Raw genomic sequence first — 23,498 nt, forward strand, 5'->3', positions numbered from 1 at the left:
GCCTTAAAAACTACGATTGGTGAAATGACTGCTTAAATTCTACCGGGGTTAAACTGGTTTTACGTTTGAATAACTTATTAAAGGACTGAGGATGCTCAAAACCCAACTGGTAAGCAATTTCGGCCACCGACAGATGAGTGGACATCAAATATTCCTTTGCCTTTTCAATCAACTTTTCATGAATATGCTGTTGTGCATTTTGCCCGGTGAGTGAACGAAGCATATCACTCAGGTATCGCGGAGAAACATGCAGGTTATCTGCCAGGAACTCAACTGTCGGAAGCCCTTTCTGCAGGCCATCTTCCTTATCAAAATAACTATTAAGCAGATCTTCCATGCCGGTCAGCAGATCATGATTCACAGATTTGCGGGTAATGAACTGGCGCTTATAAAAACGGTTGCTGTAGTTGAGCAATACTTCAATATACGATACAATAAGATCCTGGCTGAATGCATCAATGGCATTATTGAGTTCGTCTTTTATACTTTCGACGACAGTAAAAATCTGCTGTCTTTCTTTTTCCGATAAATGCAGGGCTTCATTGGTATCATAAGAAAAGAATCCGTATTGCTTGATCTTCTGCCCGAGGGGATAATTCCTGATAAAATCGGGATGAAAGAGCAGGGAAAACCCTTCATATACTGCTTCATTCGGAATGATGATCAGTTGATTGGGGGCCGTAAACACCATTCCGCCTTCGTCGAAATCATAATATCCCTGCCCATATCCCATTCTTCCCTGCTGATTAACTTTGTATGATATCTTGTAAAAATTCAACAGCAAAGATTCAGGTAGCTGACTGATGTCAACCTTGATACTGGTGTTGTCGAAAAAACCAATCAAAGGATGCACCGGTTTTGGCAAATCCATTAACCTGTTCAATTCAGAAATGGAATCTATTTTTGCAGGGATATTATTTGATTTCTTCATTTATCAAAATTAAGACTTAATTGCCTAATATACTTTTACCCAACTCAATCCGGGCGGCTTCTTTACCAATTTCCAAGCGTCTGTTGTATAGAGCATTCGCATACTCACCCCCAACATAGGTGATTTTATTTTGTCCGTCGGTAGCGGCTTCGTATACAAGTTCAGCTATTTCTTCTGCTGAAGAGAAACTTTCAGGCGTGAATAATGCGAAAACCTTTTGCATCATTTCATCGTAAGCCGGGTGATTGCCTATATCCAGCGACCTGCCTCCAAAATCTGTAACAATGCCACCCGGTGCAACGGTTTTGATACCGATATTGTCCTGGGCCAGTTCATAGGATAAAGATTCGCTCCAGCCTTCCAGCGCCCATTTGGTGGCATGATAAGTAGAACCCAGCGGAAAACCAACTAACCCTCCGATGGAAGTAATAGTGATAAATAAGCCTTTTTTCTTCTCCCTGAAAAAGGGAATAAATGCTCTTGTAACCCTCATAACGCCGAGTAAATTGGTATCCAGTTGTTTCTCAATCTGCTCGTCGCTCAGCGCTTCCAGAGCGCCCATCAATCCGTATCCTGCGTTGTTGAGTACCACGTCCACATCATATTTCCCGGTAACACTTTTTACGCAATCGTTAATTTGTGCAGCATTGGTTACGTCGAGCGGTAACAGCACCACATTGTTCAATTGTGAAAGTTCTGTTTCGTTTTCCGGTTTACGCATGGTGGCAATTACCTGCCATCCTTTGCTTTGAAATAATTTGGCAGTTGCTTTGCCCAGGCCTGTTGATGCTCCTGTAATGAATATCGTTTTCATTTGTCGATGTATTTAATTTTACATCTCAAAGGTCTGATAGTGCAGGAAGCCGGATGTTGCCAAATTGAGTTTTGATGTAGCCGAAATGACCAATCAATTACACGAATCACTACTTTCTTATTATTTTTTGCCCTAGTTTGCAAAATAATCCGGCCTTAAAAGATAATTGTCATCTGATCAAACATATACTGAGAAGGAACTGCTTTTGCGCATTGCTGAGGGGGACGAAGCCGCATTTGCAGCGTTGTTTAACCTTTATTCCACTCCATTGGCGTCACTCGCCTTACGGATGCTCCACAGCGAAACGGCCAAACAGGAGGTGTTACAGGAAGTTTTTATTAAGATATGGCTGAACAGGGACCGGCTGAAAGACGTACAGCTCCCGGGCCCCTGGCTCAGGAAAATCACCGTTCACGAATGTTTGCAATATCTCCGCAAAACGTCCTTATATAATGCCAAGCTGGGCAACCTTAACCTGGAAGGCGCCAGTTTTAACCAGGCGCTGAGCACCATTTCAGTGAAAGAAATTCAACTTGCCGTGAAACGCGCGCTCCGGGTAATGTCGCCCCAGCGCAGAACCATTTATGAGCTGAGCAGGGAAAAAGGCATGACCACCAAAGAAATAGCCGCTCATCTCGGTCTTTCCGACGGCTATGTACGCAATGCCCTTAGTGCCGCACTCCAGGCTATCCGGAGCTTCCTGCCGGAATCCGTTCGCCTGCCCGCCATTATTATTTTTTTACTTTTTTTTAGAAAGTGATAGTGACAACGCTCTCTCTCCCGCATCTTATTATATAGCGCATGGAAAATACACGCATATATTACCTGGCAGGGCAATACCTGAAGAAAAGCCTGAGCAGCACAGAGCAGGCGGAGTTTCAGCAGTTATTGCAGTCACCGGACCACCAGGAGACACTACAGGCCGCTTTTGAGGAGCTGGCAGGCGAGCTGGATACAACGGCCCCGCAGGATGAAGCACTGTTGCCGTTGCTGCAACGGGCATTGAACAGCGACAAGCCCGCACGCCGTATTCATTTCCTGCCCCGCAGAAGCTGGGCAGCGGCGTCCATCATCCTCCTGGTACTGGCCGCCGGCACTTACTTCCTGGTCACCCATAAAAAAAATACACCGCCGCCTGTTATGGCTGCTAAACCTGTGGACATTGCCCCCGGCAGGGAGGGCGCCATCCTTACCCTGGCCGATGGCTCGAAGGTAGCGCTGGATAGCCTCAGCAATGGCGTGATCGCCAAACAGAACGGCACTCAGCTGGTGCTCGCAAACGGCCAGCTGGCTTACGATCCGGCGGGAGCACCCACCGGGGAAGCTGTATATAATACGATGTCTACCCCGAAGGGGCGGCAGTTCCGGATCGCTTTACCGGATGGTACACAGGTATGGCTCAATGCGGCCAGCTCCATACGGTACCCTACCCTGTTTTCAGGTAAGGAAAGGATCGTGGAAGTTACCGGTGAAGCATATTTTGAAGTGGCAAAAAATCCAGCCATGCCTTTCCGCGTGCGCGTGAACAATAAAGCAGAAATAGCCGTGCTGGGTACGCATTTTAATGTGAATGCCTATGACAACGAGCAATCTATCACCACTACCCTGCTGGAAGGATCGGTACGTGTGGCGGCCCTCGCAGGCGGACATAAACCGGGAGATGTAATCCTCCGGCCGGGCCAGCAGGCGCAAATCGAAACAAAGATCAGGGTTATTGAAAATGCCAACATCGATAAAGTGATTGCCTGGAAAAATGGCCTGTTCTATTTTGATGGCGTCAGCCTGGCTGAAATCATGCGCCAGATGGAGCGATGGTACGATATCGAAGTGGTGTATGAAAAAGGGATTCCGGATATTGAATTTGAAGGAGAGATGACCAAAGATGTTTCGCTAAACGGATTGTTGGTGATGCTCAAAAGAACCGATATCCACTTTCGCCTGGAAGGCAGGAAGCTGATTGTGCAATAATACAGTTATCATAAAAAAACCGTCACAGCGCTAACTGTGACGGTGGATGAATTTAATTAGTCAAAAAAACGGTCTACCAACCACTTTTATTAACAACCAAATCTGCTGCAAATCTATGCAAAAAAAATGCTATTGCCCCCCTGTTCGTGCGGGGCAGCACCGGGGCATTGCCAGATCCGCCAACGACGGATTCAGCAAGTCCTTTAGAATAAGAACCAAAATCATGAGGGCTATGAAATTAACGACCTTCTTATTAACTGCCGCCTTTATTCATGCCCATGCCGCCAGTATGGCTCAAAATGTTACCATCTCCGGCAGGAACCTGACGCTGAAACAGGTATTCACCGCTATTAAAAAGCAAACGGGCTACGTGTTGCTGAATCAGAAAGGGGTACTGGCCGATGCCAAACCAGTGACGCTTGCTGCCGATAACCTGCCCCTGCGGGACCTCTTAAACGACGTCTTTAAAAATCAACCTTTAGAATATGTGATCGAGGGCAAGACGATTCTTGTTTCCCGAAAACTCCTGCCTGCGCCTTCCGGCCAGCAGGCTTCTCCTTCCGCCCCTCCTGTTGCCACATTCATTCCTGTTAAAGGTTTTATCCGTTCTCCCAACGGACAACCTTTGGCGGGAGTGAACCTGGTAATTACAGGAACCAATAAAGGCGCTATCTCTGTTGCCAATGGCTCTTTTTCTTTTGATGTGAATACGGGAGATGTTATTAAAGTATCTGCCATCGGGTTCGCTCCGCTTACCCTCCGTTTTACCGGCAACAACTTCCAGGTAGTATCATCTGAACTGCCTGCCAAACGGAAGTCTTCCGGTGGAGAAAGCGCATCTTCAGAAGGCGTTTCAAAACTCATTTCCGGAAATCCGTCTGCGCTCATTATCCAGCTTGCGTTAAGTACTTCACCCATAGATGAAGTGCAAATAACGGCCTATGGTACCACGACTAAAAGATTTAATGCCGGTAACATTACTACGGTTACATCTAAAGAAATAGCGAAAAACCCGGTAAACAATGTGCTGGAAGCGCTGCAGGGAAAAGTGCCCGGGTTGTTTATCCAGCAGGTAACCGGTCAGCCGGGAGGCGCCTTTACCGTGAGGATGCGCGGCTCCGCAAATCTGACCACCGGCGCTACACAACCGCTGATCATTGTGGATGGCGTACGTTATCCCGGTGGTACGTTACCTCTTTCCACCAATACTTCCTATGGCACAGAAAATTTCCTGCAGGGAGGCAGCGGCCTCAATTATATCAATCCAAACGATATTGAAAGTATCGATGTGCTCAAAGATGTGGATGCCACTGCCATTTATGGTTCTTCCGGCGCCTATGGCGTAATCCTGATCACTACCAAGAAATCCAGGGCTGCCCAGCAATCTTTTAACGCTAATATCTACACCGGTATATCGGTAAACGGACAAACATCTCCGTTGCTCAATACCGATCAATACCTGATGCTTCGCCGCGAAGCACTGGCCAATGATAAGCTCGAAGTATCCGCCAGCGACAATGATCTGAACGGCACCTGGCCCGCCGACCGCTACACCAACTGGCGGAAAGAATTCATGGGAAAGTCGGCCGCCACTTCCAACGCTAACTTTTCTTACAGCGGTGGCGCCCAGCACACCACGTACCTGATCAGCGGAAGTCTACGCGATATCGGCAACATACAACGGCACAAAGGATCAAACAGGGATGGTTCGCTCCGGTTTGCATTAAACACCAGCTCGGCCAACGATAAGTTTACGATGGGCATCACCGGTACTTACCTGTCTTCGAAAAATGACATGGTGCCCTACGATTTTTCCGTCAGCGCATTAACGCCGCCAAATGCGCCACCTGCCTATAACAAAGATGGCAGTATCAACTGGGCATCCATCGGGAGCGACCTTAACAGCAGCGGCACAGCCAGTAACGCCAACAGGCTATATGAAAATACTACCAACAACCTCCTGGCCAATGCCACGCTCACTTACCGGCCCATCAAAAAAATAACACTCCGCAGTATTTTTGGCTACAATACCATCAACGGAAAGGAACTGATCGGCTATCCAACAACCGTGTTCAATCCTACCAACACCCAGGCCCCTACGCAAACGGTGGGTATTCTGCACCAGTATAACACCCGCTCCTTCACCATTTCACCCTATGGCGAATTCAATACGTTGATTGGTAAGAAAGGTGATTTAAGCGTGAAACTAGGTGGTGAACTCAATAACCAGGTCACCTATTTTGATGAGATCACCGGAACGGGATTTCCTTCCGATGCGTTGCTGAACAACCCCTCTGCCGGATCTAGCGTAACTACCAATTATAACCTCACCGAGTACCGGTCCATCGGCATGTATGGAATTATAAAATTTGTGTGGGACGAGAAATACATTATCGATATCAACACACGGCGGGATGGGTCCACCAAATTCGGACCCGGCCGCCGTATCGGGAACTTTGGCTCCGCCGCGCTGGCCTGGATTTTCAGCAGCGAAAAACTGATCAGCGACAACCTGCCGTGGCTCAGCTTTGGTAAGCTAAGGATCAGCAGCGGCGTGGTAGGCGGCGATGCCATTGGCGATTTCCGCTGGCTAGGAACATATAGTGTAATTGGCGGATCCTATGATGGCAAGGTAGGATTAACACCCAACTCACTTCCCAATCCCCTGCTGAACTGGGAACGTAACTTTAACTCGGAAGCCGGTCTGGAGCTGGGATTTTTTCACGACAGGCTTACAACCGATTTTAGCTACTATACCAACCGCGCAGGTAACCAGCTGCTGGGCCAGCCGCTGTCAAGCGTTACCGGCTATACCAGCTACACTTTAAACTCCGATGCGCTGATCCGTACCAGCGGCATGGAAATCAGCCTAAGCTCCATTAATATCAAAAGCAGGGATTTCACCTGGTCAACAAGGTTCAACATTTCAATCCCTAAAAGCAAACTGCTGAGATTACCCTCCAGTACGCAGAATGCCAACTACGTGTTGAACAAACCCGTTACCGGTAAATTGCTTTATAAATACAACGGCGTAAACCCGGAAACCGGCAATTACAGTTTCACCGATGCGAAAGGCAATGTATCCGATTACACCGGCGGATTAACCCAGGCAGATAAAACCGAATTTGTAGACCTGGCGCCAAAATATTTCGGCGGGCTGCAAAATTCCTTTACCTACAAACGGCTTACGCTCGACTTCACCTTTAATTTTACCAGCCGCACAGGCATGAATTTTCTTGGTCAAACCCCGTTTCCTTTCGGGCTGTATGGCTTAAATGGTTCTACCATCTGGTTGCGCCGCTGGCAACAACCGGGTGATATCACAGACATCCCTAAATTAAGCAGCCAGTTCACCAGTATATTCAGACAAACCTTGCTGCAAAACAGCACCGGGGCTTATAGCGACGCCACCTATGCACGATTACAGAATGTGAGCATCCGGTATAGTTTCAGCCCGGAAGTGAACAAGATGCTGCATCTCAAAAATCTGTCGGTGTACGTACAGGGACAAAACCTGCTGACCATTTCCAAATTCGATGGTCTTGACCCTGAAAACCTGAATGCGGGCGTGATCCCGCCACTGCGCATATTTACAACCGGAATTAATGTTACACTTTAATGTACCGAAAATGAAGATGATATTTCCTGCCAATAATAGTTTTTCAAAACGCCTGCTTACCATCACTGCAGCATTGGGCATCACCCTGAGCAGCTGCGAAAAATACCTGGACAATACACAGCTGCCGGCCAATACCATTGCGGCGGTGGATGTGTATTCCACCGACAATATGATATCCACGGTTGTTACAGGTATCTATCTGAACATGAACAATTCCGGGCCTTTTCAAGGTTCCTCGAGTGGTAATATTGGTTATACAATGGGCTTGTATACTGATGAACTCAGAAGTTTACTGAACGGCAATTTTGCAGATGTATTTTACAAGAATGCGATTCAAAGCGGGCAAAGCGGCAACTGGTCCGACCTGTATAAGAAACTCTTTACCGTTAACACGGCTATTGAAGGCATCAGCACCAGCAAAGGCAACCTCGTTTACAAAGACCAGTGGCTGGGCGAGTGCTACTTCCTGCGGGCTTATTTTTATTATTATCTCGTTAATATTTACGGTCCTGTACCGCTGGCGCTGACTAACAACTACGCGGTAAATAACCGGCTGGCCCGCGCTCCGGAAGCCGATGTGTACAAACAAATCATTGCCGATCTTAAAATGGCGCAATCCCTTTTAAGCAACGAGTATAAAAATGGCTATGGTGTTACCACCACTAATCGCTTCCGTCCTAATAAGGCCGTGGCTACGGCTTTGCTGGCAAGAGTTTATCTTTATACAAAAGACTGGGCCAACGCCGAAGCACAGGCTGGTGAACTGATTGGCAACACCAATTATGAGATGCCGCCGCTCAGCCAGGTGTTTCTTGCCAACAGCCGGGAAACCATCTGGGCGCTGGCTACCAACAGTCCCAAAGCTGCCAATGAATACGGTTTCTATAACAATGGTATGCCGGAAACAATTGTACCGCCGCAAAGCCCTGCTTCCTCCAACGTATTTGTTGCATTGAGCAATATCCTGATCAATAAGTTTGAGCCTGGCGACGGGCGCTTCACCAACTGGGTGCGTACCTCCACAGTGGCCGCGTCTTCTACCACTCCGGCTACGGTGTATTATTTCCCCGGTAAATATAAATCACCGGCTACCAATGCAGAATACCAGGTTATGCTGCGGCTTTCAGAGCAATTCCTGATCCGTGCGGAAGCAAGGGCGATGCAAAATAAAAGCAATGCGGTGGAAGATTTGAATGCGGTGCGGCTACGCGCGGGCCTGGAAGGACTGACAGCAGGCACGCAAGCCAGTGTTCTCACCGCCATTGCCAAAGAAAGACAAACCGAACTGTTCACAGAATGTGGTCACCGGTTTTTCGATCTGAAACGCACCGGCGTCATCGACGCTGTAATGGCTACCGTAGCACCTACCAAACCCACTACCTGGATGAGCTATATGTCTTACTGGCCCATTCCGCCCGCTGACCTGCTGCAAAATCCTAATTTAACACCCAACCCGGGATATCTTCAATAATATACCAGGCAGGATGGTGATAAGCATCATCCTGCCTGTTCTCAATACATACATTTCTCATGAAAAAAATGTTGATACTGGCAGCCATACTGGCGCCCGGATGGATGTTCGCCCAATCCGGCAAATACACACTAACCATCAAACTTCATACATCCACCACACCTGCAAAAGCGTACCTGGTAAAAAACTATGGCTGGAATAATCAGCAGGTGCTTGACTCGGCAGCGTTCAACAAAGGCGCTTTCCGGTTTAGCGGTCAACTGGAGGAACCGGTTAATGTGCATGTACTCATTGATCATACCGGAAAAGATTTCACAACATGGAAGAAGACGGCTGATGTCAATGATTGCTACCTGGAGAAAGGAGTTATCGAAATTACCGGTACCGACTCCGTAACAAACGCAAAGATTACGGGTGGCCCTGTAAACAGCGATTACCAACGGTACAAACATACCGTACTGCATCGCATGGAACAGATGAGCAAAGACGTGGATGCGGCATCTGATCAGCAAAAAAAAGATCCCGGGTTCATGGATTCGGTAATGAAACAATACCAGGTGGTTGCAAAACAAACCGACTCCATGAAATATGTTTTCATCCGTCAAAATCCTGCATCGTATATCAGCCTGGTTACCCTGATAGAAGTGGCTGGCAATGATGTGGACGTACCACGTATTAAACCTGTTTTCAAAAGATTGTCCCCGGCAGTACGCAACACCAAAACCGGCAAACAATTCGCAAAAACATTGTATGATCTTGGGCCGCTTTCTATTGGAGCGATTGCCCCTGATTTTATTCAAAATGACGTAAATGGTAAACCGGTGAAATTGTCTGACTCCAGGGGAAAATATGTGCTGCTTGATTTCTGGGCTTCCTGGTGCGGACCATGCCGGGCAGAAAATCCCAATGTACTGAAAGCATACCAGGCATTTAACCAAAAAGGCTTCACGATCGTTGGCGTGTCCCTGGATACCAATAAAGACGCGTGGCTTGGTGCGGTGGCGAAAGATGCATTGCCCTGGCAACAGTTATCTGATCTGAAAGGATGGAAAAATGAAGCGGGGAAATTGTACCAGGTAAAAGCCATCCCACAAAACTTCCTCCTGGATCCAAAGGGCCGCATCATCGCAAAAAATCTGCGGGGAGAAGCGCTGCATGAAAAGCTTACGGAGATACTGCATAAATAGCCGGAGAAATTACAAGGGCCGGTTAAAAAGTACAGAACTACTTTTTAGCCGGCCCTTGTTTTATTTTATACCATGACTACTCCAGCCGCTGCTTGTCTTTCAGCAACTGTGCTTTCAGTTTTTTATAACTGATATCCTGTACCTTCTTTTTATCGGTGATCGCCTGTACTGCGGCGGTGGCGGCACTCTGGCCCAGGATCATGAACACCGGCTCCATGCGGATGGAACCAAAAGCAATATGTGAGCTGGACATACATACCGGCACCAGCAGGTTGCCGCATTCTCCTTTCTTTGGCACAATAGCGCCATAAGAGATCCGGTAGGGCTGCTCAGCATCCACGCCTATATCGCCTTCATTTTGCACAAAGCCGTCGGGTTTTACATAACGCTGCGCATTGTGCGCATCCAGCGTATAGGAGCCCATGCCCACAGACTGGCTCACAGCACGTTTGCCCAGCACTTCATGTTCCGTCATCACGCTCATGCCCGTCATGCGCCGTGCTTCGCGGATATACAACTGGTGCGGCCAGTTACCGTTGTCTTTAAACTCGTCGGCCGACAGCCCCCATTTGTTCATGGCATCCTGTACGTCTGACGGTATGCGGGGATCGTGGGCGATGAAATACAGCAGACCTTTCTGGTATTGTTCATGCTCTTTGATAATGGCCTTCCTTCTTTCATAGGAAGCATCCGGGTAATCATAGTTCATCCCGATGTTATCCATGCTGAAAGGGCCGTGGTTATTCACGTCTGTTTTGTGATTGGGAATGGGATCGAATTTATTGAAGGTTTCCCGCCAACCAGAATTGAAGACACGTACCAGCAGTTCATACTGCGTAGAGTCGTAACCGTGAGGCCGTTCAAACGGCACTTTGTTGCGCGGGTCGTTGGTGAGGCATAAACGGAAGCAGTAGGCCTGTATCCGTTTATCGCCGTCTCCTTTTTTGCCGGGATCGTCGCCGGAAACGCGGGGCAGCAGTCCGCTGGAGGAATCACCCGCTATTTTATAGGGGCTGATGTTTGTTTTAAAATGATGACCGTGGTGCAGCACGCCCACCTGGATGCCGTTCCATTGCTCGCCGTACACGCTGTTGGCTTCACGGCCCACGTGGTAGCTGACGCCGGCAGCGGCCATGAGATCGCCTTCATAGGTGGCGTCAATGAACATTTTCCCGGCAAAGGTTTTGCCGCTGAGGGTGGTGAATGCGGTGATGTTGCCATCCTTTTTGATCAGCCCTTTTTCGCGGTCCAGCCATTCGTCCCGGTATACAATGATCTTGTTTTCTTTTATAAAATCTTCGAACACCTGTTCCGCTACGTGCGGCTCAAAGATCCACATGGTACGTTCCGCGCCGTCCATCGCTACTGTTCCCTGGCCTTTGTTGCCGTATTCCTGCTGTTGCTGCCATTGCCAGGCGTCAGGCTGCTGGTAATGCTGGTATACACGGTGGTAGAACTCACGCGATAACCCGCCTATAACGGATTTGTTGCCGGTGTCGGTAAAGCCCAGTCCCCCGGAGGAAAGGCCGCCCAGGTGTGTGTCGGGAGATACAATGATAACAGACCTGCCCATTTTTTTTACCTGTACGGCAGCAACAACGGCAGCGGAGGTGCCACCATAAATAATCACGTCGGCCGTCACGTTTCCGGGAACGGGCGCCGCAACCACGGATAAGGAACAGATGGATACTGCAATACTAACGAGGAATTTTTTCATAATTTATTTTTCAGGAACCAAGCAATCTTTTGAGGGCGGCGGGATAACTCTTCCCGGATACGCCGCCATCGCCTAATGTAATACTATCGCCAAAACACACCACCTTGTTATGCGGCAGCTGCAACTGCATGATGGCCTCATACACCACAACGCCCATCAGGCGGTATCCTTCCGGGGTGGGATGCAAGCCATCCGTTTTCCCGCTGTTGGCTTCATTACGGAGAAGACTATCCGCATCGGTGCCTATGTTACCTGTTTTTTCAAAAACATGGTGCATGTCTAGCACCAGCAGTTTATTATCTGCCGCGATTTTACGGATCACGTCATTCACCTGCCGGTTCCGTTCCTGGTACCCTTCGGGCTCATAGAACTCCTTCCTGTGGCGGGTAAACAGGTATGGTTCGTAAGCTGGCAGGATGGTCATCAGCAGCACCTGGCTGTTGATATTCATGATCTGTTTTACAATACTGCGGATATTCTTCTCATATTGCGGCAACGGTACATATTTCACGCTGTTCATGTCGTTGGTGCCCGCCATTAGCACGGTAAGGTCCGGCCGGTGTGACAAACAATCCTGGTCGATCCGCTTTAGCAGGTCAATGGTATTGTTGCCGCCAACACCTGCATTGATCACCTGCGGATCCGCTATCGGTGTGGCTTTCACGGCAGGCTTCCAGGAAAAGTATTTTTCCTGGAAGGCCACCGAGGTAGTGAGCAAACCCGTTTGTAAAAATGTTCTGCGATGCATCATCAATAATCAGGGTTTTGTGTCAGGTTCTTATTTACATCCCGTTCTGTTTGAGGGATTGGATACAGATAGTGTTTATCCAGGACAATGATACCCGGGTTCTGTGCTTTCATCGCGCTGGCCAGCCGTTTAGTCCTTACCAGGTCGTACCAGCGGTGCCCTTCAAAAGCCAGCTCCAGGCGTCTTTCCAACAGCACGCTGTCGCGGAACGCTCCCTGGCTCAGCCCGGGCAACAGCCCCACAAGACCGGCCCTTTCCCTCACCCGGTTAATTGCCGTATAGGCTTCCACGTTACCAGCGGCCTGCTCATTCAATGCTTCAGCGTACATCAGCAGCACATCAGCATACCGGATAATGGGGAAGTTGTTGCTGCCTTCTCCTGTAGCCGTGGCAGAAGGGTCCAGGTATTTACATACATATCCCGGGAAAAGGATATTGGCCGGTGCCGGAGGTGTGGTAGTGGCAGAATAAAGCCTGATGGTTATATCCCTGCGCTTGTCCGTCAGGCTATAGGTATCATACAGGTTCTTTGTAGGAGGATTGTCGCCAAAGCCGGAAACGCCATTCACCTTGTCAAAACCAGGCCGCATATAGCCCTGCATGTAGCTGCCCTCTCCTACACCACCACCCAGTGCCTGCACTTCAAATACCGCTTCTTTGCCATTCTTGTTGGCAATAGCAAATGCATCTGCAAAATTGGTCCAGAGGTCATACACACCCAGGTCTATCACTTCCTTGCATTTGGCGGAGGCTTTGGCCCAGTCCTGCCGGGTCAGGTAAACCTTTGCCAGGAAAGCTGTTGCCGCCCCTTTAGTGGCCCTGCCTTTGTCTGCGCCCGTGTAGGATGCCGGCAGCGCTTTCTCCGCATCTGTAAAATCTGCTACGATCTGCTGGTATACTTCGTCCATTGTTTTCCGGGGTATGGCCAGGTCGTTGAGTGAGGTGGTTTCCTGCAATACCAGCGGTACATCGCCAAATAATCGTACCAGGGTAAAATAATAGAACCCTCTCATGAATTTTGTTTCAGCCAGCAGACGCGTTTTGAGCGCATCATCCATAGAGATAACCGGTACCCGCCCCAGCACGGTGTTGGCGCGGTTGATGCCCTGATAGCAGGCACTCCATACCACCTGGAAAGTAGCGGTAGCCGGCGTAAAAGTATATTTGTCAAGATCGTTCTTCGACTGGTTAACCGTGGAACGGCCACCACCCCATTCGGCATCGTCCGTAGCCTGATCCATCAGCACCCACATAGACTGATTGTACAGGTTGGCGGTGTTCAGCAGGTCATATACAGCATTAACGGCGGCCTTTGCGTCGTCCGCATTCTTATAGAAATTGGCAGGCGTGAAGCTGGACTGCGGCGCTTCGCTCAGCTTTCCGCAGGATACGCCTATTATCAAGAGTAAAAAAAGAATAAACTTTTGCATATGCAGAAATATTTTTGTTAGAAGCTGACATTTAACCCAAAAAGCACGGTCCTGGCGGTAGGATAGCTGCCGTAGTCGAAACCCTGGCTGCGACTGTCCTGCCCGAAGCGGTTCACTTCGGGATCATACCCGCTGTACTTTGTCCAGGTAGCAAGATTCTGTACGCTTCCATATACACGTATAGAATGTACCTTGATGGCTTTCAGTACGGAAGCGGGCAGGTTGTACCCCAACTGCAGGTTCTTGAGCCGCAGGTAGGAGCCATCCTCAATCTGTCGGGTAGAGATACGGTTAGTAGGACGGGCATTGGTGGCACGCGGAATATCTGTATTGGTATGTGTAGGCGTCCAGCGATCGAGCATGTCCCGGTCCTGGTTCAGAGTGCCGTTGAGATATTCCAGTTCAAAGCGATTGGCGTTCAGTATTTTGTTACCATATACGCCCTGGAAGAAAATACTGAGGTCAAATCCGCCATAGGAGAAGGTATTACTGATGCCACCTAAAAATTTGGGCTGCGCATTACCAATGATGGTACGGTCTGCATCGTCTATTTTCTTATCGTTGTTCAGATCCTTGTACCGGCGGTCGCCTGGTTTCTTTGCATTAGGGTCTGCCAGTGCGGACAGTTCTTCTGCCGACTGGTAAATACCATCCGTTACATAGCCGTAGAAAGAGCCTAGTGGCTGACCTACACGGATAATACCGGAGTTGACGTTCTGTGCAATGTTGGCCACTTCGCCGGCAAATATCTGCGGAGCGCCACCAATGTCCAGCACTTTGTTACGATTGATTACATAGTTGATATCCGTGGTCCATTTGAAATCGCCGTCCAGGTTCACGGTAGAAAGACTTAACTCTATCCCCTTGTTCTCCACCTGGCCCAGGTTCTTATAAGCGCTGGAATAGCCGGAGGTACCAGGGATGGTTACATTCAGCAACAGGTTCCTGGTCCTTTTCAGATAGGCGTCTGCCGTGAGACTGATCCTGCTGTTGAACAGGGAAATGTCAACGCCCAGGTCGGCCTGTGAGGTGGTTTCCCAGGAGAGATCCGGATTGGAGATCTGGCTGGGGCCAATACCAGTGGCCACTGCATTACCCAGCACATAGTTCTGCGTGCCTAACAGGGAGTAAGCGGGATAGTTGCCGATACCGTCCTGGTTACCGGTAGTACCGTAGGTAGCCCTGACTTTCAATTCGCTGATCTGTTTCACGCTTTTCAGGAAAGGCTCTTCGCTTGCCCGCCATGCCAGTGCAGCAGAAGGGAAATAGCCGAAACGCTTGTTGGCGCCAAACCGGGAAGATCCATCTGCACGGAAAGAGGCAGTGAGTAAATATTTATCACGATAGCTGTAATTTATCCTGCTCAGGTAAGACTCCAGTCCCCATCCGCCAACGCCTGAAGAAGGAATAACGGGAATTGCGCCTGCGCCCAGGTTGCCGGAGCCGAGGTTGTCATTTACAAAACTGCGGGAAGATGAAGAACTGTATTCCGTCTGGTTTACCTGCTGGGTATAACCTATCAGAGCAGTGATGTTATGTACACGGTTGAATCTTTTCGTATAGGTGAGCGTGTTTTCATTCAGCCAGGTGATGTTCTGATCATTGTAGATGTAGGCTACACCACCCTGGGAAAGGCCACTGGCCACACTTCGCGGGAGGTAGTTGTCCTGCTTTTGCAGAATGGCGTCTGCACCAAACATCACCCGCAGGCTAAGCCCTTCGAGTATTTCATATTCGCCGAATATATTACCAAAAACACGATAGGCAGTATTGCGGTTCTTAGAGTCCTGCACCAGCGCTACCGGGTTATCAGCCGGGAAAACGAGCTTAGGATCATTAATCAGGTATTTACCATCCTTATCGTATACGGAAAGAAGCGGAGGAAACTGCAGGGCAGCCATTGTTGCCAGGCCGGCGGAACCCAGGTTACCATCAGACTTGGCCTGGTTACTCACCGTGCGGCTCACCGTCAGGCTGTTGCCTATCTTGATCTTGCTGGTCAGCTTCCTGTCGATATTTACGCGAAAGGAATACCTGCTAAAGTCAGATCCTTTCACGATCCCCTGTTGTGTGAAATAGCCGGCAGACAAGGCATATTGCGTTTTTTCATCACCACCGCTTACAGACAACTGGTAATTGGCGATGGGAGCAGTGCGCAGTATTTCGTCCTGCCAGTCGGTGCCTTTACCAAAAGCATTTACCTGGTCTTGTGTATATACAGCTGGCAGTCCATCATTGGTATTGGCTTCATTAACAAGCTGCGCATACTCGCTTGCGTTCAGCACCGGATATTTCCGGCGCACGTTCTGCGTGCCGTAGTAGCTGTCGAAACTAATAACAGACTTGCCCGCTTTTCCTCTTTTGGTAGTAATGATCACTACACCATTGGCGCCCCTGGAGCCATAGATGGCTGTGGAAGAAGCATCCTTCAGAATGTTGATGGATTCAATGTCTGCCGGGTTGAGAGTACTCAGTACGTTAAAGGCGGAGCCGGTACCTGCGCCGGCATTCTTGAAGGGAATACCATCTATCACATACAGCGGCTCGTTGTCGCCCTGGATGGAGTTACCGCCGCGGATACGGATAGTGGTGGAGGCGCCGGGAGCGCCGGAGTTCTGCGTCACCTGCACGCCGGCGGCTCTTCCCTGCAGGGCCTGGTCCAGTGAAGTAACGGCTACTTTCTTGATTTCTCCTACGGGCACGGAGGTAACGGAGCCGGTGAGATCACTCTTTCTTACCTGGCCGTAACCTACTACCACTACTTCTCCCAGGGCTTCCGTATCGCCTTCCAGGGTAACGGAAATACTGTTCTGGCCGGGAGACAAAGTTATTTCCTTTGTTTTGAGTCCCAGTGCGGAAACGACCAGTACGGCGTTCTCCGGCACATTGGAGAGGGTGAATCCACCGGTTACATTGGTGGTGGTGCCTCGGCCGGTGCCTTTGATCTGCACCGTGGCGCCGGGTATTGGCTCACCCTTTTCATTCACCACTTTACCCTGCAGGCGGTCAATAGCAGGTTGCTCCGTACCCTGCGGCTCGGGCGATGTTGTTTTACGGCTGATGACCACCGTATTGCCCTGCAGCGAGTAGCGCAGTGGCTGGTCTTTCAGCAGGATCTTCAGGGCCGTTTCCAACGCGATGTTGTTAAAGGCAACAGTAACAGGTTTGGCCGCGGCCATATCCTCGTTGCGATGAAAGAATACATAACCTGTCTGCTGTTTGATCACGGCAAACACCTTTTCCAGCGGAACATTCTTCCCGCTGAAGGTGATCTGCTGCGAGTTACAGACGGCAGTGGTTTTCAGAAAAAAAAACAAAAATAGAGATAGCATTAATTTGTACATAACATGGAAGATTGATTGACTGATTGGTTGATAGGTTTGTTTACTTACTTATTTATTCCGGCAATATGACAATATGCCTGTCGTGCTCTATTTTAAAATGCACTCTTGCCTGTTCAAGTGTTTCCAGCGCCTGCGCCAGGGTGAGACCTTTCCCGATCTCCCCGGAGAAGAGTCCCTGCGGCATGCCGTCTGCATAGCTTACTTCCACGTCGTACCAACGGGAAAGCTGTCGCATGATCGTGTGAATATCCGCGTCTACAAAAGAGAAGTAGCCGTTTTTCCAGGCAATCACCTGCTCTGTGTTCACCTTGTTGACGGCGATGGCATCAGCACCGCGTATCACAGCGGCCTGTTGCCCGGGTTTCAAAAGCGTTGTTTCCTTGTTCACGCTTACTTTTACGGCGCCGTCCAGCAGGGTGGCGTTCATGGTGCGTTCATCATCATAGGCCATGATGTCAAAGCTGGTGCCCAACGCCAGCACTTCAAGATTGTGCACGCGCACTTTGAACGGCTGTCCCGCTTTCTTTGCGATCTCGAAATATCCTTGTCCTTCCAGCTCCACCACTCTCTCCTTCCCGATAAACGCTGTGGGATATTTCAGCCTGGATGCCGCATTCAGCCATACTTTGGAGCCGTCCGGCAGCACCAGCTGGTATTGTCCGCCGCGGGGCGTGGTCAGGGTATTAAGGCTTGCAGCATCGCTTGCGCCGTTTACATCATATTGCAGCCGGCCGTTCTGCAGATGGATGGAGGTATTACCCTGCTGCATCACGTGGCCGGAGGCGCTGTCCAGCGCAACGGTGGAGCCATCCGCCAGCGTGAGCATGGCTTTGTTGCCGCCGGGTGGCACGTCCTGTTTTAAGATGTTGTGCTGAACAATGGCAGAAGGAGTAGGTGACCGTTGCAGGTAAAAGTATCCCATAGCGCCGAGTCCCACCGCTACTACGGCGGCAGCGGCATAACGCCAGCGGTATGCCCTGCGTACCGGGATAACAGGCGTAAGGTTTTCCTGCTCCTGTTGATCTGTTGAAGGGCGGGTACTGGTGAGAAGATGTTCCAGTTTGGCTTCGGCATCCGGGATGCCTGCTGTATCACGACTGTTGCGCCAATGCTGTTCCATGGCCAGGCGCAGGGCATCATTAGCCGGCCATTGTTTCACGGCTGCCAGCAGCTCTTCCAGCTCTTCACGGGTGCAGGTATTGGCAATATAACGTTCGAACAAACGGTGTAGTCTGTTATCAGTTTCACTCATACGTGGATGGCAGGGAATAACTGCCTTTAGAAGCTAGACGCTGGAAAAAAGAAGAATAACTAATCAATCTGAAAAAAAAATTAAACTTTTTCTGAAACAACATACAGAAGGGCAAATACCGTTACCAGGTTAAGATGGTCGGCCAGGTATTGCTGGATGAATCGTTGGGCTTCGGTGATATGATTGTTGACAGTGTGTTTGGAAAGAGACAAGCGCCCGGCGATCTCTTTATGGGAAAGCCCCTCCTCCCGGCTTAGCTGGTACACTTTCCGGCGCTGGGGACTGAGCAACCCAATTGCCTCGCGTAGCTTTGTCTCATATTCCTTCACTATTACCTGGTTGTCGGCCTCCGTGGCATCCACCATCTGGATCTCTTCCCACAGAAGGTCCACCAGTTGCGGGTTCCGGCTGGCAGCACGCAGGAAGTCAATTGCGCGGTGATAGGCGATACGGAACATGAAAGCCTCCACGTGCTCAATACGGGGCAGCAGTTCCCTGCCTACCCAGCATTTTGTGAGAACGTCCATGACCACTTCTTCTGCCACCTGCGGAGATTTGATGATAGTACGGATATAATGAAACAACCGGCCCTGCCAGGCATGGAAAAAACTGCGGAAGGCTGCTTCGTTGCCTTCCGAGATTAGTTTTAGCAATTCCTTATCAGTATATTGTCGCTCTGGCATGTAAGTAAGCCCGTCCCTCTTGCCATAAATGTAGTAAAATAATAGATCATAGTGGAAAGCACAAAAAAAGACAGGCATCCGGATAACCAGGTGCCTGTCTTTTTTTATACGATGCCTTCCCGCTTAATCCAGCGAAGCCTTATACCGTTGCAAGGCTTCTAAAAAATAATAGTCTGCATACACCAGTGGCACATCAATCTCCGCATTGTGCGGGATACTTCCTACACTATGCATCAATATAAAGTTACCATTCTTTTCTTCCGGCGCCCTGTACGCGCTGCCTGCAAGCGAATGCAGTATTGTGATGGCTGCCTGGCGATATTGTGTTCCTTTCTCTTTGCCGGCATAACCACTCAGCTCAAACAATGCCGACGCCACAATAGCAGCGGCGGAAACATCGCGGTATTTTGTTTTTACCTTATTGGCATTGGAGCGTACACCGGGGGTGTATCCTTTCTCCTGTACATTGAAATCCCAATACGGTACTTTATCTTCCGGAAGATTTTTATTATCCAGGAACCAGTCGGCCATACCGGTCGCAGTTTTGAGGAAACGCGGATCATGTGTTTCTCTATAGATCATCGTAAACCCATAGATACCCCATGCCTGACCGCGTGACCAGGTGGAATTATCAGCATACCCCTGCGCGGTTTCGCGGGCCAGCACTTTACCATTGGTGGTATCATAACACACTACATGATACGAGCTGTAGTCCGGACGTACCTGGTTGTACATAGCGGTTTCCGCATGGCTCACGGCAATATGGCGGAAGCTGGTGTCGCCGGTTTCTTTAGCTGCAAAAAACAACAGCTCCAGGTTCATCAGGTTGTCGATGATTACCGGGTAATAATATAGTTGCTGCCCATGCCATGTTTTAAAAGCGTTCCAGGATTTGATGCTTTTTGTTACCGGGTTAAAACGTGTGCTGAGCGAGCGGGCGCCCTGGATCAGGATATCGCGGTACGCTTTATTACCCGTAAGACGGTAAGCATTGCCATAGCTGCAATACATCATGAAACCGAGATCATGATGCTGCGTAAAATCTTTCAGCGGCTCCAGCTTCTCCGTCCACTTAACAGCTTCCTGCTGCAATACAGGATCTTTGGTTTGTTCATACGCGTACCAGAGTGAGCCCGGGAAAAAACCGGGCGTCCAGTCGTACATAGAAGTGGTGATCATTTTCCCTTCCTTATTGATAGTCCGGGGAAAAGCCAGGCTATCGCGGGATTCCGTATCCTTCAGCATATGCTTCAGCTGTTGCCGGGCAAAGCCTGCATTACTGCTGATAAAATCCTTCTCCCCGCCTGCAGTGTAGGCAGTAAGACCGGCGGCTAAAATAAAATAAAGCAATGGTTTCATATTCTTATGGTGTCACTTTAATGATCAATTCCCTTACAACACTTTTTTGTTCGTCCAGTGTGTGGTTAAATGCCACGAAGGTGGCTTTGTATACTCCCGGTGACGGATAAACGAAAGCATATTCTTCTTTATCCGGTTCGTTGATACTCTTGATGCCGGTACTCACATCTCCCGGCACACGGCCGATGTATAAGGGTTTGGTGATGATCCAGCTGGTATTGCTGGCCGCGCTGCCACCGCCGCCGGTGATTTTAAGATCTGTGGCGGAGGCTGTCCAGCGGCCATTAGCGGGGCTCCATACGTTGCCGTAACGGGTCCAGTAGGCTACATCGGCCGACAAAGAACTTAGCGAAACAGTTTTCTCCGGCAGAACATTGTTCACGATAAATTCGGTGATCGTCCAGGTACGTTGTGTCGTTCCCGTTACACCGCTGTATTTGAAAGCAATAAAGAGTGAATCGTTTTCATTGGCTACCAGGTCTGTCAGGTCAGCAGTACCAAAAGGCACTACCGTTGCGTTGGTAGCCACTGCGCCGCGACTGGTAATATTTGTCCATGCCGCATTTACCACAGCAGCAGAATCCAGGCCAGCCAGTTTGTTGGTGGCCAGTACCTGCAGCGTATTTGTTTGCGTACCAAATTCTGATTTTGAGGAAAAGCCCAGCGTGATCTTTCCCAGTTTGTTTGCAGATGCACGGCCATCGTAACGCTTGCCGGGTTCCCCGGAATAGAATGCGATATTGCCCGCGCTGCCGCTGAACTTAAAGCGGGTGGTATCTCCCAGGCGGTACGTGAACGTATCTGATACCAGCTTTGCAGGATCGAGCGCCACGTTGAAGTCCGGCGTATCTATTTCCATCTTTTTAGAACAGGCAACCGCAAAGAAAGACAACAGTATGATGAATGATTTTTTCATGTGGATGTGTTTTAGCATTACCAGCCTTCGTTTTGTGTCAGTAACCGGTTAAGATTGAGTTCATAAGTTGGTTTGGGCAACATCACATGCCTGGCGCTTACATTGCGCACGCCCTGCAATCCGTTGGGATTACCTGTAGACGTAACGCCTGCACCGTTGGCTGTAGCCCATGATGCGAAGTTTTGCATGTCTGATACAAAACTGCCCCACCGGATCAGGTCTGCTTTTCTCACCGCTTCAAAACACAGCTCGCGCATTCTTTCATCACGGATGGCCAACTGGAACGCATCTTTACTAAGCCCCGGCGTAAGATCGGATTCATTACCTGTGGTGATGGTGGCCGTAGCCGTTGCAGCGGTGCCGGCATAGGTGAATACAGCGCCGGTTACTGAGGCATCGGAAGCGCCGGAAGTATTGACAGGCGGTGTATTGGTGGCAGTACCTGCCGTTGTTACGGTGTACAGGATGCCGCCGTTAGTGATTTGTGTACCAGTTGTATAACTGGCGCCCGGCGTCCAGAAGGTGCCTATCACTACTACAGGTGGCGTAGTATAATAGGAGCCTAACGTTAATGCACCCGGGCTGTTCAGGTAAATACCGGTTACCTTGCCACTGGTAATAATCGCCGTTCCGGTAGCGCCGTTGCCACCGCCGCCGGTGATAGTTACTGCCGGTACTTTCGTATAGCCATCGCCGGAGTTTACCATTGTAATGGATTTTACTACGTTTCCATTCATCAGTCCATATCCTCTTTTCCGTACCTGGTTCACATAATTATAGGCATTCGTAGGGCCGTTCACGTAGTTCTCTGCTTCTGCGCGCATCAGCAATACATCTGAATACCGGATCATGGGCCAGTTGATATTATAGGTACCGCCTACGCCATTGGTATTACGGATAGCCTGCGGTACATATTCCCTTCTGAACTTACCGGCGCACATCTGCCAGGGATTAGGACGCGCGGCTTTTGTGCGGGGATTTGTTCCGCTGTAAATATAGTTGGCACAGTTCCAGTCGCGGCGGATATCCAGCGAAGGTTTGTTAGGCATGACAGCGCTGTTGGGATCTGTTTCATAAGCATCGAACAGCTTTTTAGTAACCCACACCCATCCGGCGGAGTTGTAGGAAGTAGAATCCAGTGCAGTAAGCGCTGACTGGATCCCCACAAAGTTGCCGATATCATTGCCTGACTTGTTTACCACGCCGGCGGCTGCGCCCAGGGAGCCCAGCTCCCAGATGTTTTCTCTTACATCATACTGGTCTGTGGCCAGGTTGATGAATACCTGGCGGTAATCGGGGTTCAGTGCATGAAGACCAGAGAGAATCACTTTATCAGTGTAAGTGATCACATCCTGGTATTTGGCGGTATTGTTTTGCGGATAGCCGGCCCAGTAGAGATACACCCGCGCCAGCATGGCCTGCACAGCAGTGAGCGTAACCACATCATTGAATTTCGCCTGTGTAACGGTATAATCTTTCAGCAGCACTTCTGCTTCTTTCATATCCTTTTCAATTTGCGCGTACACGTCCGCCTGCTTTACCTGCGGAATGTTTACATCATTGATAGCGGGTGTGTGAAGGACTACAGGCACATCTCCATAATTACTGGTAAGAATAAAGTACAGGAACCCACGAAGGAATAATGCCTGTCCTTTGATAATATTCCTGCGGGATGCGTCCATCGTTGGCTTATCGATGTTATCCAGTAATGTATTGAGATTGTTGATGCCAACATATGCATAGCGCCAGATACTGGCGATATGTACAAGGGAGGCATCGTAATTGTAACGGAGACCACGGGCATCGCCGTCTGCCGTACGGTTAGACATTACTTCATCTGTGGTGGATACAAAGTTAAAGCCCATCACCTGCGCATACAACTCGGGCCGCATCAGATCGCCGTACACGCCGTTCAGCGCCTGCTGCAGCTGTGTTTCCGTGCTGTAATAATTGGTGGTGGTATAAAAATCTGTTGGTTGCGTATCAAGGAATTTTTTGCAGGATGTAAGCCCTGCTATTACGATACATGCCAGGATGCAAATACGTTTCATGTTCATCA

16 protein-coding genes are annotated in these 23,498 nt (G+C 49.5%); 5 read left to right on the top strand and 11 right to left on the bottom strand.

The window, feature by feature from the left end:
• Window positions 1–10: 10 nt before the first annotated feature.
• Window positions 11–931 (bottom strand): helix-turn-helix domain-containing protein, encoded by a 921-nt coding sequence (locus B5Z18_RS25015; protein WP_079472256.1) that lies wholly within the window; start codon window positions 929–931, stop codon window positions 11–13.
• 16 nt (window positions 932–947) lie between these two features.
• Complete coding sequence (locus B5Z18_RS25020; RefSeq protein WP_079472257.1) at window positions 948–1,745, bottom strand: SDR family oxidoreductase; 798 nt, start codon at window positions 1,743–1,745, stop codon at window positions 948–950.
• 205 nt (window positions 1,746–1,950) lie between these two features.
• Here B5Z18_RS25020 and B5Z18_RS25025 point away from each other — a divergent pair, with 205 nt between their 5' ends.
• The 5 genes from B5Z18_RS25025 (at window position 1,951) to B5Z18_RS25045 (ending at window position 9,990) form a co-directional block, all read left to right on the top strand.
• On the top strand, window positions 1,951–2,505 hold the full coding sequence (locus B5Z18_RS25025; RefSeq protein WP_159454419.1) for an RNA polymerase sigma factor: 555 nt from the start codon (window positions 1,951–1,953) through the stop codon (window positions 2,503–2,505).
• Between the two features lie 41 nt (window positions 2,506–2,546).
• Window positions 2,547–3,713, top strand: a complete 1,167-nt coding sequence (locus B5Z18_RS25030; protein WP_079472259.1) for a FecR family protein — start codon at window positions 2,547–2,549, stop codon at window positions 3,711–3,713.
• 232 nt (window positions 3,714–3,945) lie between these two features.
• On the top strand, window positions 3,946–7,332 hold the full coding sequence (locus B5Z18_RS25035; RefSeq protein WP_159454420.1) for a SusC/RagA family TonB-linked outer membrane protein: 3,387 nt from the start codon (window positions 3,946–3,948) through the stop codon (window positions 7,330–7,332).
• Between the two features lie 10 nt (window positions 7,333–7,342).
• Window positions 7,343–8,803, top strand: coding sequence for a RagB/SusD family nutrient uptake outer membrane protein (locus B5Z18_RS25040; RefSeq protein ID WP_159454421.1), 1,461 nt, complete (start codon window positions 7,343–7,345; stop codon window positions 8,801–8,803).
• Between the two features lie 59 nt (window positions 8,804–8,862).
• The gene (locus B5Z18_RS25045) at window positions 8,863–9,990 is read left to right on the top strand and encodes a TlpA disulfide reductase family protein (RefSeq protein ID WP_079472262.1); all 1,128 of its coding nucleotides are present in this window, start codon (window positions 8,863–8,865) and stop codon (window positions 9,988–9,990) included.
• Between the two features lie 76 nt (window positions 9,991–10,066).
• On the opposite strand, the gene B5Z18_RS25050 is transcribed toward B5Z18_RS25045, so the two are convergent.
• The 9 genes from B5Z18_RS25050 to B5Z18_RS25090 all read right to left on the bottom strand — a co-directional run bounded on the left by B5Z18_RS25050 (window position 10,067) and on the right by B5Z18_RS25090 (window position 23,490).
• Complete coding sequence (locus tag B5Z18_RS25050; protein ID WP_079472263.1) at window positions 10,067–11,707, bottom strand: FAD-dependent oxidoreductase; 1,641 nt, start codon at window positions 11,705–11,707, stop codon at window positions 10,067–10,069.
• Window positions 11,708–11,717: 10 nt separating this feature from the next.
• On the bottom strand, window positions 11,718–12,458 hold the full coding sequence (locus tag B5Z18_RS25055; RefSeq protein WP_200817340.1) for an SGNH/GDSL hydrolase family protein: 741 nt from the start codon (window positions 12,456–12,458) through the stop codon (window positions 11,718–11,720).
• Window positions 12,458–13,885, bottom strand: coding sequence for a RagB/SusD family nutrient uptake outer membrane protein (locus B5Z18_RS25060; protein WP_079472264.1), 1,428 nt, complete (start codon window positions 13,883–13,885; stop codon window positions 12,458–12,460). Before B5Z18_RS25060 ends, B5Z18_RS25055 begins: the two co-directional genes overlap by 1 nt.
• Window positions 13,886–13,902: 17 nt before the next feature.
• A complete protein-coding gene (locus B5Z18_RS25065) occupies window positions 13,903–17,217 on the bottom strand; it encodes a TonB-dependent receptor (RefSeq protein ID WP_200817341.1) in 3,315 nt (1,104 codons plus the stop codon).
• Window positions 17,218–17,281: 64 nt separating this feature from the next.
• Entirely contained in the window at window positions 17,282–18,481 is a 1,200-nt protein-coding gene (locus tag B5Z18_RS25070) for a FecR family protein (RefSeq protein WP_079472266.1), read from the bottom strand.
• An 80-nt stretch (window positions 18,482–18,561) separates the two neighbouring features.
• Window positions 18,562–19,134 (bottom strand): RNA polymerase sigma-70 factor, encoded by a 573-nt coding sequence (locus tag B5Z18_RS25075; protein WP_159454422.1) that lies wholly within the window; start codon window positions 19,132–19,134, stop codon window positions 18,562–18,564.
• A 153-nt stretch (window positions 19,135–19,287) separates the two neighbouring features.
• On the bottom strand, window positions 19,288–20,523 hold the full coding sequence (locus B5Z18_RS25080; RefSeq protein ID WP_079472268.1) for a glycoside hydrolase family 88 protein: 1,236 nt from the start codon (window positions 20,521–20,523) through the stop codon (window positions 19,288–19,290).
• A gap of 4 nt (window positions 20,524–20,527) precedes the next feature.
• The gene (locus B5Z18_RS25085) at window positions 20,528–21,439 is read right to left on the bottom strand and encodes a DUF5017 domain-containing protein (RefSeq protein ID WP_159454423.1); all 912 of its coding nucleotides are present in this window, start codon (window positions 21,437–21,439) and stop codon (window positions 20,528–20,530) included.
• A 17-nt stretch (window positions 21,440–21,456) separates the two neighbouring features.
• Entirely contained in the window at window positions 21,457–23,490 is a 2,034-nt protein-coding gene (locus B5Z18_RS25090) for a RagB/SusD family nutrient uptake outer membrane protein (protein WP_159454424.1), read from the bottom strand.
• Window positions 23,491–23,498 lie beyond the last annotated feature (8 nt).

This window comes from Chitinophaga ginsengisegetis (genome assembly GCF_900168065.1).
GTDB classification, from domain to species: domain Bacteria; phylum Bacteroidota; class Bacteroidia; order Chitinophagales; family Chitinophagaceae; genus Chitinophaga; species Chitinophaga ginsengisegetis.